The sequence below is a fragment of the Burkholderia sp. AU45251 genome (assembly GCF_030482905.1).
GTDB lineage: Bacteria > Pseudomonadota > Gammaproteobacteria > Burkholderiales > Burkholderiaceae > Burkholderia > Burkholderia aenigmatica.
The window spans coordinates 53,223-69,199 of record NZ_JAUJQH010000022.1; the positions used below are offsets into that span (position 1 = coordinate 53,223).

Annotated in this window: 13 protein-coding genes; 10 read left to right on the forward strand and 3 right to left on the reverse strand. The window is 64.2% G+C overall.

The window, feature by feature from the left end:
* The first annotated feature begins 252 nt into the window (after positions 1-252).
* The 3 genes from aceE to lpdA all read left to right on the forward strand — a co-directional run bounded on the left by aceE (position 253) and on the right by lpdA (position 6,705).
* Positions 253-2,949, forward strand: coding sequence for a pyruvate dehydrogenase (acetyl-transferring), homodimeric type (gene aceE, locus QZM67_RS30695; RefSeq protein ID WP_301809047.1), 2,697 nt, complete (start codon positions 253-255; stop codon positions 2,947-2,949).
* Positions 2,950-3,017: 68 nt separating this feature from the next.
* Positions 3,018-4,667: a dihydrolipoyllysine-residue acetyltransferase gene (gene aceF, locus QZM67_RS30700; protein WP_301809049.1), complete on the forward strand. Its 1,650-nt coding sequence runs from the start codon at positions 3,018-3,020 to the stop codon at positions 4,665-4,667.
* A gap of 271 nt (positions 4,668-4,938) precedes the next feature.
* Positions 4,939-6,705, forward strand: a complete 1,767-nt coding sequence (gene lpdA, locus QZM67_RS30705) for a dihydrolipoyl dehydrogenase (RefSeq protein WP_175024112.1) — start codon at positions 4,939-4,941, stop codon at positions 6,703-6,705.
* 132 nt (positions 6,706-6,837) lie between these two features.
* Here lpdA and QZM67_RS30710 read toward each other — a convergent pair whose 3' ends face one another.
* Entirely contained in the window at positions 6,838-7,284 is a 447-nt protein-coding gene (locus tag QZM67_RS30710) for a hypothetical protein (protein WP_301809053.1), read from the reverse strand.
* 163 nt (positions 7,285-7,447) lie between these two features.
* Entirely contained in the window at positions 7,448-8,014 is a 567-nt protein-coding gene (locus QZM67_RS30715; protein ID WP_043190358.1) for a phasin family protein, read from the reverse strand.
* Positions 8,015-8,667: 653 nt separating this feature from the next.
* On the opposite strand from QZM67_RS30715, the gene pbpG reads away from it, so the two are divergent.
* Positions 8,668-9,834, forward strand: a complete 1,167-nt coding sequence (gene pbpG / locus QZM67_RS30720; RefSeq protein ID WP_122945791.1) for a D-alanyl-D-alanine endopeptidase — start codon at positions 8,668-8,670, stop codon at positions 9,832-9,834.
* Positions 9,835-9,926: 92 nt separating this feature from the next.
* Here pbpG and QZM67_RS30725 read toward each other — a convergent pair whose 3' ends face one another.
* On the reverse strand, positions 9,927-10,736 hold the full coding sequence (locus tag QZM67_RS30725) for an IclR family transcriptional regulator (RefSeq protein WP_034183553.1): 810 nt from the start codon (positions 10,734-10,736) through the stop codon (positions 9,927-9,929).
* A 182-nt stretch (positions 10,737-10,918) separates the two neighbouring features.
* Between QZM67_RS30725 and QZM67_RS30730 the strand changes: the two genes are divergently transcribed.
* From QZM67_RS30730 to QZM67_RS30755, 6 genes are all read left to right on the forward strand, one after another.
* The gene (locus tag QZM67_RS30730; protein ID WP_069248359.1) at positions 10,919-11,641 is read left to right on the forward strand and encodes a (Fe-S)-binding protein; all 723 of its coding nucleotides are present in this window, start codon (positions 10,919-10,921) and stop codon (positions 11,639-11,641) included.
* 34 nt (positions 11,642-11,675) lie between these two features.
* Positions 11,676-13,088, forward strand: coding sequence for a lactate utilization protein B (locus QZM67_RS30735; RefSeq protein WP_301809055.1), 1,413 nt, complete (start codon positions 11,676-11,678; stop codon positions 13,086-13,088).
* A gap of 129 nt (positions 13,089-13,217) precedes the next feature.
* Positions 13,218-13,445, forward strand: a complete 228-nt coding sequence (locus QZM67_RS30740) for a hypothetical protein (RefSeq protein ID WP_043190346.1) — start codon at positions 13,218-13,220, stop codon at positions 13,443-13,445.
* 101 nt (positions 13,446-13,546) lie between these two features.
* Positions 13,547-14,029 (forward strand): low molecular weight protein-tyrosine-phosphatase, encoded by a 483-nt coding sequence (locus QZM67_RS30745; RefSeq protein ID WP_043190343.1) that lies wholly within the window; start codon positions 13,547-13,549, stop codon positions 14,027-14,029.
* 114 nt (positions 14,030-14,143) lie between these two features.
* Positions 14,144-14,683 carry a Fe-S cluster assembly transcriptional regulator IscR gene (iscR, locus tag QZM67_RS30750; protein WP_009691731.1) on the forward strand — a complete coding sequence of 180 codons (540 nt, stop codon included), beginning with the start codon at positions 14,144-14,146 and terminating at the stop codon, positions 14,681-14,683.
* 64 nt (positions 14,684-14,747) lie between these two features.
* Positions 14,748-15,971: an IscS subfamily cysteine desulfurase gene (locus QZM67_RS30755; RefSeq protein ID WP_043190335.1), complete on the forward strand. Its 1,224-nt coding sequence runs from the start codon at positions 14,748-14,750 to the stop codon at positions 15,969-15,971.
* Positions 15,972-15,977: the final 6 nt, after the last annotated feature.

Consider the following 15,977-nt stretch of genomic DNA (forward strand, 5'->3'; position numbering starts at 1 on the left):
AATACATGGAAAACCTATACCGGATATGTTGAACGGAAACGGATTTGTTCAGCCGTGACGCGCCGGAGAGCCCCGGAATATGGGTGCAGCGCAGCAATATTTCATATTGCGAGAAAAGATCTCACAATTCGAAAATTTTGTTGCGCAGGCCCGCGCGCGCTCATTACAATCCGTCGGAGCTTGCCCGCAGCCGGTCGCGTCGCGTCGTCTGCACGAGAGCGATCCTCACATTCCAGGACCCAGGAGACGAGAATGTCCGCTGTACCGAACGAAGTGATGAAATATGTCGCCGCCGAACGTGACGACGACCCGCAAGAAACCGTCGAGTGGCTGGAGTCGCTCGATGGCGTGATCTCCTCCGTGGGCACCGGCCGTGCGCATTACCTGATCGAAAAGCAGATCGAGTTCGCCCGCATGCACGGCGAACACCTGCCGTTCTCTGCCAACACCCCGTACATCAACACGATTCCCGTGGCCGCCCAGGCGAAGATCCCGGGCGACCAGGACGTCGAGCACCGCATCCGTTCGTACACGCGCTGGAACGCGCTGGCGATGGTGCTGCGCGCAGGCAAGGACACGAACGTCGGCGGCCACATCGCGTCGTTTGCATCGGCCGCGACGCTCTATGACGTCGGCTACAACCACTTCTGGCACGCAGCGTCCGACCAGCACGGCGGCGATCTCGTATTCGTGCAGGGCCACTCGTCGCCGGGCGTCTACTCGCGCGCGTTCCTGCTTGGCCGCCTGAAGGAAGAGCAGCTCGACAACTTCCGCCAGGAAGTCGACGGCAACGGCATCTCGTCGTATCCGCACCCGTGGCTGATGCCGGATTTCTGGCAGTTCCCGACCGTGTCGATGGGCCTCGGCCCGATCATGGCGATCTACCAGGCCCGCTTCATGAAGTACTTGCAGGCACGTGGTATCGCGAAGACGGAAGGCCGCAAGGTGTGGGCATTCCTCGGCGACGGCGAGACCGACGAACCGGAATCGCTCGGCGCGATCGGGATGGCGAGCCGCGAGAAGCTCGACAACCTCGTGTTCGTGATCAACTGCAACCTGCAGCGTCTCGACGGCCCGGTGCGCGGCAACGGCAAGATCATCCAGGAACTCGAATCGGAGTTCCGCGGCGCCGGCTGGAACGTGATCAAGGTCATCTGGGGCAGCCGCTGGGATGCGCTGTTCGCACGCGACAAGTCGGGCGCGCTGATGCGCCGCATGATGGAAGCCGTCGACGGCGAATACCAGACGTACAAGTCGGAGTCGGGCGCGTTCGTGCGCGAACACTTCTTCAACTCGCCTGAGCTGAAGGCACTCGTCGCCGACTGGTCGGACGACGACATCTGGGCGCTGAACCGTGGCGGCCACGATCCGCACAAGATCTACGCGGCATTCCACGAAGCGACCAACACGAAGGGCGCGCCGACCGTCATCCTCGCGAAGACCATCAAGGGCTACGGGATGGGCGAGTCGGGCCAGGCGATGAACATCACGCACCAGCAGAAGAAGCTGCCGGTCGAGCAACTGAAGAAGTTCCGTGACCAGTTCCGCCTGCCGATCACCGACGAGCAGATCGCCGACGTGCCGTACCTCAAGTTCGAGGAAGGCTCGAAGGAACTCGAATACATGCGCCAGAAGCGCATGGACCTCGGCGGCTACCTGCCGCATCGCCGCGAGAAGGCGACGTCGCTGCCGGTGCCGGCGCTCGACGCGTTCGAGCCGCTGCTGAAGGGCACGGGCGAAGGCCGCGAGATCTCGACGACGATGGCGTTCGTGCGGATCCTGAACATCCTGCTGAAGGACAAGGCGCTCGGCAAGCGCGTCGTGCCGATCGTCCCGGACGAATCGCGTACGTTCGGCATGGAAGGCCTGTTCCGCCAGATCGGTATCTGGAACCAGGAAGGTCAGAAGTACGTGCCGGAAGATTCCGACCAGCTGATGTTCTACAAGGAGTCGCAGACCGGCCAGATCCTGCAGGAAGGCATCAACGAAGCGGGCGGCATGTGCGACTGGATCGCGGCGGCGACGTCGTATTCGACGCACGGCGAGATCATGGTGCCGTTCTACATCTTCTATTCGATGTTCGGTTTCCAGCGGATCGGCGACCTGGCATGGGCGGCGGGCGACATGCGCTCGCGCGGCTTCCTGCTCGGCGGCACCGCGGGCCGCACGACGCTGAACGGCGAAGGCCTGCAGCACGAAGACGGTCACTCGCTCCTGTGGGCGGCATCGGTGCCGAACTGCGTGAGCTACGACCCGACGTTCGGCTATGAACTCGCGGTCATCATCCAGGACGGTCTGCGCCGCATGGTGCAGGACCAGGAAGACGTGTACTACTACGTCACGGTGATGAACGAGAACTACGAGCACCCGGCGATTCCGCAGGGCGAGCACGTGGCGGCCGACATCATCAAGGGCATGTACGCGTTCAAGAAGGCCGACGCCGACAAGAAGGCGCCGCGCGTTCAGCTGCTGGGTGCGGGCACGATCTTCAACGAAGTGATCGCCGCTGCCGACCTGCTGAAGAACGACTGGGGCGTCGCGGCCGACCTGTGGAGCGTGCCGAGCTTCACCGAGCTCGCGCGTGAAGGCCACGAGATCGAGCGCTGGAACCTGCTGCATCCGACCGAAGAGCGTCGCCTGTCGCACGTGCAGAAGTGCCTGAAGGACACGCAGGGCCCGGTCATCGCCTCGACCGACTACGTCCGTGCGCTGGTCGACCAGATCCGCGGCCAGATCGATCGCCGCTTCGTCGTGCTGGGCACGGACGGCTTCGGCCGCTCGGATACCCGCGAGAAGCTGCGTCACTTCTTCGAAGTCGACCGTCATTGGGTCACCGTCGCCGCGCTCAACGCGCTGGCCGACGAAGGCACGATCGAGCGCACGGTGGTCGCGGACGCGATCGCCAAGTACAACCTCGATCCGTCGAAGCCCAACCCGATGACCGTTTAACGCACACGCCGTGTGATGCCGCGCGCCGCCTCCGAGAGGGGCGCGCGTGGCCATGGAGACAGAAACAGATGAGTCAAGCGATCGAAGTGAAGGTGCCGGATATCGGCGATTACAAGGATGTGCCGGTGATCGAGATCGGCGTGAAGGTCGGCGATACCGTCGAACCGGAGCAGTCGCTCGTCACGCTCGAGTCGGACAAGGCGACGATGGACGTGCCGAGCCCGGTAGGCGGCGTCGTGAAGGAAATCAAGGTCAAGGTGGGCGATTCCGTGTCGGAAGGCTCGCTGATCATCCTGCTCGAAGGCGGCGCCGCGGCGCAGGCGAACGGCGCGGCTGCGCCCGCCGCTGCACCGGCTCCGGCGGTAGCGCCCGCACCGGCTGCTGCCGCACCGGCGGCCGCACCGGCTGCAGCCGGCGGCACGCTCGAAGTGAAGGTGCCGGACATCGGCGACTACAAGGATGTGCCGGTGATCGAGATCGGCGTGAAGGTCGGCGACACGGTCGAGAAGGAGCAGTCGCTCGTCACGCTCGAATCGGACAAGGCGACGATGGACGTGCCGAGCCCGGCCGCCGGCGTCGTGAAAGAGATCAAGGTGAAGGTGGGCGATTCGGTGTCGGAAGGCACGCTGATCGTGCTGCTCGACGCGGCAGGCGCAGCGCCCGCCGCAGCCGCCCCGCAGGCGAGCGCACCGGCACCGGCCGCTGCTGCGCCGGCACCTGCCGCTGCACCCGCGAAGGCCGCCCCGGCACCGGCTGCTGCAGCACCGGCTCCGGCCGCTGCACCGTCGGGCGAATACCGTGCGAGCCACGCATCGCCGTCGGTGCGCAAGTTCGCACGCGAACTCGGCGTCGAAGTCGCCCGCGTGCAAGGTTCGGGTCCGAAGGGCCGCATCACGAAGGAAGACGTCACGGGCTTCGTGAAGGGCGTGATGACCGGCCAGCGCGCAGCACCGGTCGCGGCAGCCGCGCCGGCAGGCGGCGGCGAGCTGAACCTGCTGCCGTGGCCGAAGGTCGACTTCTCGAAGTTCGGCCCGTTCGAAGCGAAGCCGCTGTCGCGCATCAAGAAGATCTCGGGCGCGAACCTGCATCGCAACTGGGTGATGATCCCGCACGTCACGAACAACGACGAAGCGGACATCACCGAGCTCGAAGCACTGCGCGTGCAGCTGAACAAGGAGCACGAGAAGGCGGGCGTGAAGTTCACGATGCTCGCGTTCGTGATCAAGGCGGTCGTTGCAGCACTGAAGAAATTCCCGACCTTCAACGCGAGCCTCGACGGCGACAACCTGGTGTTCAAGCAGTACTACCACGTCGGTTTTGCCGCGGATACCCCGAACGGCCTCGTCGTGCCGGTGATCCGCGATGCGGACAAGAAGGGTCTCGTCGATATCGCGAAGGAAATGGCCGAGCTGTCGAAGGCCGCACGCGACGGCAAGCTGAAACCGGACCAGATGCAGGGCGGCTGCTTCTCGATCTCGTCGCTCGGCGGGATCGGCGGCACGAACTTCACGCCGATCATCAACGCGCCGGAAGTGGCGATCCTCGGGTTGTCGCGCGGCCAGATGAAGCCGGTGTGGGACGGCAAGCAATTCGTGCCGCGCCTGACGCTGCCGCTGTCGCTGTCGTATGACCATCGCGTGATCGATGGCGCGGAAGCCGCGCGGTTCAATGCGTATCTCGGTGCGTTGCTCGCGGATTTCCGTCGCATCATTCTTTGATGAGCTGAGGGCTCTCGCAGGGGCGTGGGTTTGCTGTCGGTTATCCACGCCCTGTCGTTGAACCTGCTTTGCTAACGGTTTGCTAGCGTCGCCCCTGCGCGGGGCGGCGGTCACTTTTCTTTGTCTTCCAAAGAAAAGTAACCAAAAGAAAGGCGCGTCCTTGGGCGGACGGCAAAGGTGGTACTGCCCAGGACTCCGTTCTCCAGCCAGGCCATCGTTCAGCGGTTGAGCCCTCTCCCTCTGTCAGCAGCTAAACAAGAAGGGGACGTACATGAGTCTCATCGAAGTCAAGGTTCCGGATATCGGCGATTTCAGCGGCGTCGATGTCATCGAAGTCAACGTGAAACCCGGCGACGTGATCGAAAAAGAGCAGACGCTCATCACGCTCGAATCGGACAAAGCCTCCATGGAAGTGCCGAGCGACGTCGCCGGCACCGTCAAGGAAATCAAGGTCAAAGCTGGCGAGAAAGTCTCGCAAGGCACCGTCATCGCCATCGTCGAAGCAGCAGCAGGCGCCGCCGCACCCGCGAAAGCACCCGAAGCGGCCAAGCCCGCAGCGGCTGCACCCGCACCGGCCGCAGCCGCTCCTGCACCCGCGCCGCAAGCCGGCAGCTACGCCGGCGCAGTGGACATCGAATGCGACATGCTCGTGCTCGGCGCCGGCCCCGGCGGTTACTCGGCCGCGTTCCGCGCTGCCGATCTCGGCATGAAGACGGTGCTCGTCGAACGCTACTCGACGCTCGGCGGCGTGTGCCTGAACGTCGGCTGCATCCCGTCGAAAGCGCTGCTGCATACGTCGCTCGTCGTCGAAGAAGCCGCGGCGCTCGCGTCGCACGGCATCACGTTCGGCAAGCCGGAAGTCGATCTCGACAAGCTGCGCGACTTCAAGGGCGGCGTCGTCAAGAAACTGACGACGGGCCTTGCCGGCATGGCGAAGGCACGCAAGGTCGAAGTCGTCACTGGCGTCGGCGCATTCGTCGATCCGTATCACATGGAAGTGCAGGGCGATGGCGGCAAGAAGGTCGTCAAGTTCAAGCAGGCTATCATCGCCGCAGGCTCGCAGGCCGTTAAGCTGCCGTTCATGCCGGAAGATCCGCGGGTCGTCGATTCGACCGGCGCGCTCGAACTGCGTCAACTGCCGAAGCGCATGCTCGTGATTGGCGGCGGCATCATCGGCCTCGAAATGGCGACGGTGTACTCGACGCTCGGCGCCGAGATCGACGTCGTCGAAATGATGGACGGCCTGATGATGGGCGCGGACCGTGACCTCGTGAAGGTCTGGGAAAAGTACAACGCGAAGCGCTTCGGCAACGTGATGCTGAAGACCAAGACGGTCGGCGCGGAAGCGAAGGAAGACGGCATCTACGTGAAGTTCGAGGGCGAGAAGGCGCCGGCGGAAGCGCAGCGCTACGACCTCGTGCTCGTCGCGGTGGGCCGCAGCCCGAACGGCAAGAAGATCGGTGCCGACCAGGCTGGCGTCGCCGTCACGGATCGCGGTTTCATCGACGTCGACAAGCAGATGCGCACGAACGTCCCGCACATCTTCGCGATCGGCGATATCGTCGGCCAGCCGATGCTCGCGCACAAGGCCGTGCATGAAGGCCACGTCGCAGCGGAAGCCGCGCATGGCGAAAAGGCGTACTTCGACGCCCTGCAGATTCCGTCGGTGGCGTACACCGATCCGGAAGTGGCCTGGGCCGGCAAGACGGAAGACCAGTGCAAGGCCGAAGGCATCAAGTACGGCAAGGCCGTGTTCCCGTGGGCCGCATCGGGCCGCGCGATCGCGAACGGCCGCGATGAAGGCTTCACGAAGCTGATCTTCGATGAGGAAACCCATCGCGTGATCGGCGGCGCGATCGTCGGCCTGAACGCAGGCGACCTGATCAGCGAAGTGTGCCTCGCCGTCGAGATGGGCGCGGACGCGGAAGACATCGGCAAGACGATCCATCCGCACCCGACGCTCGGCGAATCGGTCGGCATGGCCGCCGAACTGTACGAAGGCGTCTGTACCGACCTGCCGCCGCAACGCAAGAAGTAATGCAGCCGGCAAGGCCGGTCAGGTGCCGGCCATGAAAAACGCCGCCGCTCGGGAAACCGGGCGGCGGCGTTTTTATTGGTTCTTGGCCAGGGCAGGGTGGGCTGGCCTATGCCGACGGCGCGGCGGCGGGATCTACTTCGCCGCCCTGACGAATTGCGGAGCGACGCCGATTTTTTCGCCGAGTTGCCTGATGAACGCGTGCAATTCGTCGAGCGGCGCGGCAGCACCGTGCGGCGGGGGCGTGTCACCCATCGAGACTTCGACCGTGAGGTAGGATTTGTTCGGACTCGATTTCGCCGGCATCACCACGATCAGGTAGCGGTAATGGCTGGTGTTGTGTTCTCCAGCGATCACGTGTTCCTCGGAAATCACCACCGTTCCATTCTTCGTCAACCATGACCGGGCCGCATCCACGATGCCGGCAAACGGTAGCTGGACCGCGTACATTTCCATCGGCCGTGGCGTTTCTGCCGGCTGAGACGTCGTCGCGGGCGGGGCGGCCGTGGCCGGGCCAGGCATCGCAAGCGCCGCGACGGAAATGGCCGTGGCGACGGCGACGGATCTGAGCGTTCTGTACATGAATGAAATGGGACGGCGAAACGTTCTTCTTCGTGGTGGGCATCCGCGATGCCGTGCGACGAAAGAGGCCAATGACCGGCAGGGATTGTCGCCTGATCGCATGTTCTGGCGCCAGAAATAAAAAAGCCGCGCTGGGCGCGGCTTTTTCAGGAGCAGGGGACGCTTACGCGGCCGGCTTGCTCGTACGACGTGCAGCAGCGGCGGTAGCAGCCTTCGTTGCGACGGCAGCAGCGGCGTTGAAGTTCGTTTCAGCGATTTCGACGGCTTGCTTCGTTGCCTTCTGAACCGTTTCGTACGTGGTGTTCGCAGCGTTCAGTGCCGACTTCAGCGCAGCGACAGCCGTTTCCGAACCAGCCGGGGCGTTCTTCGCGACGTTGTCGACGAGTGCCTGGACCTTCTTGTTCTGCTCTTCGAATTGCGCTTCGGCAACCTTCGTGAACTCGGCTTGCGTCGACGATGCGATTTCATACAGGTGACGGCCGTACGACAGCACCTTTTCCGCGACCGGCTGCGACAGGCTGGCTTGCAGCGCGATCAGTTCCTGTGCGTCCTTCACCGACAGCAGGCGCTGTGCGTTTTCCTGGCTCTCGGCCAGCGTCGACTTCACGACCTGCAGGTTGAGTTCGATCAGCTTTTCGACGCCTTCGAACGCCTTGGTCGTCAGACCGAACAGGCTTTCGAGGTTGGCTTTCTGGGCGGCGGCGATTTGCTCGGGGGTCAGCAAGGACATGTCAAGCTCCTGAAAAGCGATCGCGTCGATCGCAGGGGAAAGGGCACTACGCTGGGGAACCTCGGATGCGCGTGCTTTGTGCAACGCAGCAATGAGGCTTATTTTAGGGCAGACAAAACCATTGTCAAGTATTTTTTGTGCGTCGCACAATCATGACAAATTATCGATAAAACAACGAGTTATCGCGTCGGTTCGGAATCGGTTTCAGGCGTGTTCCCAGATGGTGCGCACGACCGTGGGGCAGGCGCGGCGCACCATGATCATGCACAGGTAAACCTGACAGGCCTGTGGAACGTTATCCTTCTGTTCCTGTCGAAAAACGCGCCGTTTCGATGCGTGTACCGTGGCGACGTGCCGTTGTCATGGCCGAGACCGGCGCCCCTGGCACCCCGAGCGCCGGATACGTAGTTTCCCCGCTTTAAATCGCCTCCGAAGTGACGTTATCTCAATTAACCGTGTGTAATCGGGAGACGGGTACTGTCGGGCAGCGCATCCCATCAATTTTTTCGATGGGAGCGGGAGGGTTCATTGGTCAGAGGTTGGCCGACCCTTACATTCCGGTTTAACGACGATCGGTAAGTGCCTAATATTGCTCTTTTTTTCAGCTTTAACTACACTTGCGGAAACCTCCCGCCCGCTTTGTCCAGACCCCAATGAAAGCCGAATCGTTTTCACCGCGCAGATTGTTGCAGAGCATGACGCTCGGCACGGCTGTGTCGGTCGCAGTCGCCTTGCTGGCGACCACCGCGACCGTCGCGCCCGCTGACGCCTTTGCCGCCACTGCGAAGACCCAACAAGCCGCCAAGAAAAAGGCTGTCGCTCCTGCTTCGTCCGCGAAGAAGAAGTCTGCCAAGGCCAGCTCCGACAAATCCGCCAAGGTCGCCGCAGCCGATGCGCCGCGCGCGAAGGCATCGCGCAAGCGCGTGACGCTCGCGTCGAACGTGCATGGCGGCCATCACGGCGCAGTTCGCAAGGTCGCGTTCCAGCCGCGCCGGCCGACCGTCGGCCAGGCTTTCGGCCTGCACGACACGCCGGACGCGCTCGCGCTGCGTTCGAGCGTCGCGTACGTCGTCGACCAAAACTCGGGCGAGCCGCTGTTCGACAAGAATTCGCACGCCGTCGTGCCGATCGCGTCGATCTCGAAGCTGATGACCGCAATGGTCGTGCTCGACTCGAAGACGCCGATGACCGACCAGATCGAAGTCACCGACGAAGATCGCGACTACGAGAAGGGCACGGGCTCGCGCCTGTCGGTCGGCTCGGTGCTGTCGCGTGAAGACATGCTGCACATCGCGCTGATGGCGTCGGAAAACCGCGCGGCCGCCGCGCTGTCGCGTTACTACCAGGGTGGCCGCCCGGCGTTCATCGCCGCGATGAACGCGAAGGCGAAGTCGCTCGGCATGACCGACACGCACTTCGAGAATTCGACGGGTCTGTCGAGCTCGAACGTGTCGAGCGCGCGGGACCTCGTGAAGATGGTCAATGCGGCGTACCAGTACCCGATGATTCGTCAGTTCTCGACCGATCGCACCTACGAGGTGTACACGGGCAAGCGTAATCTCGTCTACAACAGCACGAACGCGCTGATCCGCGGCAATGGCTCGTGGGACATCGGTCTGCAGAAGACGGGCTTCATCAACGAAGCGGGCGAATGCCTCGTGATGCAGGCGACGATCCACGGCAAGCCGATGGTGATGGTGCTGCTGGATTCGTTCGGCAAGTATTCGCGCTTCGCCGATGCGGCGCGCCTGCGCAACTGGCTCGATGCCGGCGGCGGCGAGCGCCTGACGGCGGCCAACACGCCGAACGGCGGGACCTGATCGCACGCTGGCGTGGCGGTTCGCTGCCACGCCGATGGCTGAAAAAAAGCCCCGCAATCGCGGGGCTTTTTCATTGGGTGCGCGGGAGCGGCTTACGCCTGCCGCTGCAGCCCGTCTGCGTCCTTCGCGGGCGCCGGCCGGTAGCCGAGCGATTCCGAAATGGTGAGGGCCGTCCGGCTCAACTGGCCGAGCCACGCATCCTGCAGACGATCGGCCGGTGCCGACAGCGACAGGCCCGCGACGAGCTTGCCCGAATCGTCGTAGATGCCGGCCGCGATACAGCGCACGCCGAGCTCCAGCTCCTCGTTGTCGCGCGCGCACGATTGCTGGCGGACGATCGTCAGCTCGCGCTCGAGCTTCGCGATGTCGGTGATGCTGTTCTGCGTATGGCCGGACAGCCCCGTGCGCGTCGCATAGGCGCGCACGCGCGACGTTTCGTCGGCCGCGAGGAACAGCTTGCCGACCGACGTGAGGTGCAGCGGCGCGCGGCCACCGATCGCGCGGACGACCTGCATTCCCGAACGCTCCGAATACGCACGCTCGATGTAGACGATCTCGTCGCCCTGGCGTACCGACAGGTTCACGGTCTGCCCGGTGAGGCGGTGCAGCTCGCGCATCGGCATCAACGCCGCGTCGCGCACCGATAGGCGCGCCTTCACGAGGTTGCCGAGCTCCAGCAGCCGCATGCCGAGGCGGTAGGTGCCGGGATCGGAGCGGTCGACGAGACGGCAGGTCACCATGTCGTTGAGGATGCGGTGTGCGGTCGACGGGTGCAGCTCCGTCCGCTGCGCAAGTTCCTTCAGGCTGACAGGGTCACTGTGCGCGGCGAGCGCGTCCAGCAGCCGCATCATACGTTCGATCACCTGGATCGACGTTTTGGAATCCGGGGTGGGTTGGCTCATGTCGGGGGAGAAATCGGTTGACGCGTCAAGCGGTGTTGCAACGATTGTATCTCGTATCGTGAAAAAAGCGAACGGCGTTCGAGGAAATCCTCGTTTCGCGCGGTGCGGGCTTGCGCGCGAGCGGCGTTGGTCTTGCCGGCCAAACGGCGGATAATGAGAGCCGTTTTCTCGAAGGAGCACGTATGCGAGTCGGTTTGTTCGTGACCTGCCTGGTCGATCTGATGCGCCCCGAAATCGGTTTTTCGGCGCTCAAGCTGATTCGCGACGCCGGCTACGAGGTGATCGTGCCGCCCGCGCAGACTTGCTGCGGCCAGCCGGCCTACAACTCGGGCGACCGCGCGCTGGCGCGCGATCTCGCGGAAAAGACCTTGCGCGAGTTCGAGCAGTTCGATTACGTCGTCGCGCCGTCGGGGTCATGCGGCGGGATGATTCGCGCGCATTACGGCGACCTGTTCCGTGACGACCCCGAGCTGATGGGGCGCTATACGCGGTTCCAGCAGAAAGTCTACGAACTGACCGATTTCCTGGCGAATGTCGCGAAGGTGTCGCTCGCGCCCGGCGAATTCACGGGGCCCGTCACCTATCACGATTCGTGCTCGGGCCTGCGCGAGCTCGGCGTGAAGGCGCAGCCGCGCGCGCTGCTCGCGCAGCGCGGCATCGCGGTCACCGAGATGAAGGACTGCGAGCACTGCTGCGGCTTCGGCGGCACGTTCGCGGTCAAGTACGGCGACATTTCGGCGGCCATCGCGGACGAGAAATGCGCGAACGTGCGCGCGTCGGGTACGGGCGCCGTCGTGCTCGGCGATCTCGGCTGCATGCTGAACATCGAAGGGCGGTTGCGCCGCACCGGCGACCGCGACACGCGCGTGCTGCACGTCGCGCAGGTGCTGGCGGGCGACGTCTGACGCCCGGTTCCGCTCACTTTTCCCCGATACCGCGATGCAAGTCCAATCGATGCATTTCAAGGCGCGCGCCGGCCAGAAGCTGGCCGACCAGCGCCTGCAGCAGAACCTGAAGAAGCTGTCGACGAAGTTCGTGTCCGCGCGCGCCGATGCGATGACCGCGATCGACTTCCCGGCCACGCGCGCCGCGCTGAAGGCCCGTCGCAACCGCGCGCTGGAGAACCTCGACGTATGGCTCGAGGCGTTCGAGCGCGAGGCGACGCGGCGCGGCACGACGGTGCTGTTCGCCGAAACGACCGCGGACGCCGCGCGGCTCGTGGCCGACATCGCGCGCCGTCACGACGTGAAGAAGGTCATCAAGACCAAGTCGATGGTGTCGGAGGAAATGCGCCTGAACGCGGTGCTCGCGGAGATGGGCGTGCAGTCGATCGAGACGGATCTCGGCGAATACATCCTGCAGATCAACGACAACGAGCCGCCGAGCCACATCATTGCGCCCGTCGTGCACAAGGACAAGGACGAGATCGCCGACCTGTTCGCGCGCACGCACCATCGCGAGCGGCTCACCGAGATTCCGGACATGACGCGTGAGGCGCGCGAGGTGCTGCGCCCGCATTTCATGTCGGCCGACATGGGCGTGACGGGCGGCAACTTCGTGATCGCCGAGACCGGCTCGGTCGCGATCGTGACGAACGAAGGGAACGAGGGGATGTGCACGGTGATGCCGCGCGTGCATGTGGCGGTGACGGGCATCGAGAAGGTGCTGCCGACGCTCGAGGATCTCGCGACTGCGATGCGCCTGCTGCCGCGTTCCGCGACGGGGCAGAAGACGTCGAACTATTTCTCGCTGCTGACCGGGCCGCGGGGCCCAGGCGACGAGGACGGCCCCGAGCACAACTACGTGGTGCTCGTCGACGGCGGCCGCACCGGGCTGATCGGCGGCGAGTTCCAGGAAATGCTGCGCTGCATCCGTTGCGGCGCTTGCATGAACCATTGTCCGGTTTACCAGAAGGTCGGCGGCCATGCGTACGGCTGGGTCTATCCGGGACCGATGGGGTCGGTGCTGACGCCGAGCTACGTCGGGCTCGACCGCGCGCTCGACCTGCCGCAGGCCGCGACGCTCTGCGGGGAATGCGACAGCGTGTGTCCGGCCGGGATTCCGTTGTCGCATCTGTTGCGCACGCTGCGCGAGAAGCAGGTCGAGCGGCACCTGCGGCCGTGGCGCGAGCGGGCGGCGCTCGCCGCATGGGGCTTCGTCGCGCGCCGGCCGATGTTGTACGCGCTGACGACCAAGCTCGCGGTGCGCATCCTCGAGCGGCTGGGCGGCAACGACGGCACGCTGCGGCGCCTGCCGATGATGGGCGGCTGGATGGATACGCGCGACATGCCGACACCGACCGGGCGCACGTTCCGCGAGCTGTACGCGGCGTCGCAAAGTCACCTCGGCTGATGACTGTTCATCCGGCGACAACAGTGCGTTCGCTATTTGTATATTTATCTCGATAGGTGCGGTCTATAGAATCCTGTCTGTAGTCCCCGGAATTGGGTTTCGGGGTACGAGGTCAAGGAGGTCCGCATCATGAGAAAGACAATATCGATGTACTGGCCGCTGGCAATCGTCGTCCCGCTGGCTGCGGCTGCCTATCTGCATGCGATGGCCGATGCGCCGTCGCGTGGTCCGCTCGCGGTTCACCAGGCATCCGCCGAACTGGCGCGTGCGGTGTCGTTCGGGCTGGTCGGCGACGCGGCGAAGCCGCTGCCGGCGGCATCCGGCGACGTCGTGCTCGCTGCGCCGAAGGCGCTGTAATGCAGGGCGCCGTCGCTTTGCGCGGCGGCGCGATTTCGGCCGCCTTTGTATAATGGCGTGCTCTTTTCCCACGCGGTCCGCCGCGGCTTTCCGATAGTGCGATGACCCGCGTTTCGATCTGTTTCGTCTGTCTTGGCAACATTTGCCGTTCGCCCACCGCGGAAGGCGTGATGCGGCACCAGGTCGAAGCGGCTGCGCTGGCGGACCGGATCGCGATCGATTCCGCTGGCACCGGCGACTGGCATGTCGGCGAGCCTCCCGATACGCGTGCGCAGGCGGCCGCTCGCGGCCGCGGCTACGATCTGTCGGCGCTGCGCGCACGCCAGGTGAGCGCGGCGGATTTCGAGCGCTTCGACTTGCTGCTCGCGATGGACGAGGCGAATCTCGCGGAATTGCAGCGGCGCTGCCCGTCGCAACATCGCGACAAGGTGCGCCTGCTGATGGAATTCGCGCCGGGCGCGACCGAAACCGAAGTGGCCGATCCCTATTTCGGCGGCGCGCAGGGCTTCGAACAGGTGCTCGATCAGGTCGAACGCGCGTGCGCGGGCCTGCTGGAGACGCTCCGGGCCCGCACGGAGCGCTGATCGCACGGTATTCAGCGGTCTGCGAATACCCTATCAAAAGCATGGATACTTGACTAAAATCGTCAAATATTTATACTTGACCAAAATCGTCAAGATTGCAGTCCCCTAGACACCATGAGACTCACCACCAAAGGCCGTTTCGCCGTCACGGCGATGATTGACTTGGCACTGCGCCAGGAGCAGGGCCCGGTGACGCTTGCAGGCATCAGCCAGCGCCAGCGGATTTCGCTCTCGTATCTCGAACAGCTGTTCGGCAAGCTGCGCAGGCATGAAATCGTCGAATCCGTGCGCGGCCCGGGCGGCGGCTACAACCTCGCGCGTCGCGCGCAGGACGTCACCGTTGCCGACATCATCATCGCGGTCGATGAACCGCTCGATGCCACGCAGTGCGGCGGCAAAGGCACGTGCGACGGCTCGAAGCAGCCCGACGGCCATTGCATGACGCACGAGCTGTGGTCGACGCTGAACCAGAAGATGGTCGAATACCTCGATTCGGTGTCGCTGCAGGATCTCGTCGATCAGCAGCGCGCTCGCGAGGGCGCACCCGCGGTGCTGCGCGACCGGCGCACGCCGGAGCCCGTCGCGGCGCCGGCCGAGCCGGTGCGCACGATGCCGCTCGGCCCGAATTCGGTGTTCAACATCGCGAGTTCGTGAGCGCGAAGGCGCCGCCATACCCCATAACGCACATAGTCCCTGCACAGAATTCCCGGAGCGACAGATGACCCAAGACACTCTCCACCTGCCCATCTATATGGATTACAGCGCGACGACGCCGGTCGACCCGCGCGTGGTCGACAAGATGGTGCCGTACCTGCGCGAGCAGTTCGGTAACCCGGCGTCGCGCAGCCACGCGTATGGCTGGGATGCGGAGCGTGCGGTCGAGGAAGCGCGCGAGAACGTGGCCGCGCTCGTGAACGCGGATCCGCGCGAGATCATCTGGACGTCCGGCGCAACGGAATCGGACAACCTCGCGATCAAGGGTGCCGCGAACTTCTACAAGGGCAAGGGCAAGCACATCATCACGGTGAAGACCGAGCACAAGGCCGTGCTCGATACCTGCCGCGAGCTCGAGCGCGACGGTTTCGAAGTCACCTACCTCGACGTGAAGGATGACGGCCTGATCGACCTCGACGTGTTCAAGGCCGCGTTGCGCCCGGACACGATCCTCGTGTCGGTGATGCACGTGAACAACGAGATCGGCGTGATCCAGGACATCGAGACGATCGGTGAAATCTGTCGCGAGAAGGGCATCGTGTTCCACGTCGACGCCGCACAGTCGACCGGCAAGGTCGCGATCGACCTCGCGAAGCTGAAGGTCGACCTGATGTCGTTCTCGGCACACAAGACCTACGGCCCGAAGGGCATCGGCGCGCTGTACGTGCGTCGCAAGCCGCGTGTGCGCATCGAAGCGCAGATGCACGGCGGCGGTCACGAGCGCGGCATGCGTTCGGGCACGCTGGCGACGCACCAGATCGTCGGCATGGGCGAAGCGTTCCGCATCGCACGCGAAGAAATGGCGACGGAAAACGAGCGCGTCCGCATGCTGCGCGACAAGCTGCTGCGCGGCCTGTCGCAGATCGAAGAAACGTACGTGAACGGCGACATGGAGCGCCGTGTCCCGCACAACCTCAACATCAGTTTCAACTTCGTCGAAGGCGAGTCGCTGATCATGGCGATCAAGGACGTGGCGGTGTCGTCGGGCTCCGCATGCACGTCGGCGTCGCTGGAGCCGTCGTACGTGCTGCGTGCGCTTGGCCGCAACGACGAGCTGGCACACAGCTCGATCCGCTTCACGGTCGGCCGCTTCACGACGGAGCAGGAAGTCGATTTCGTGATCAACCTGCTGAACAGCAAGATCGCGAAGCTGCGCGAACTGTCGCCGCTCTGGGAAATGCACCAGGAAGGTATCGATCTGTCGACGATCGAATGGGCCGCACACTGAGCGCCG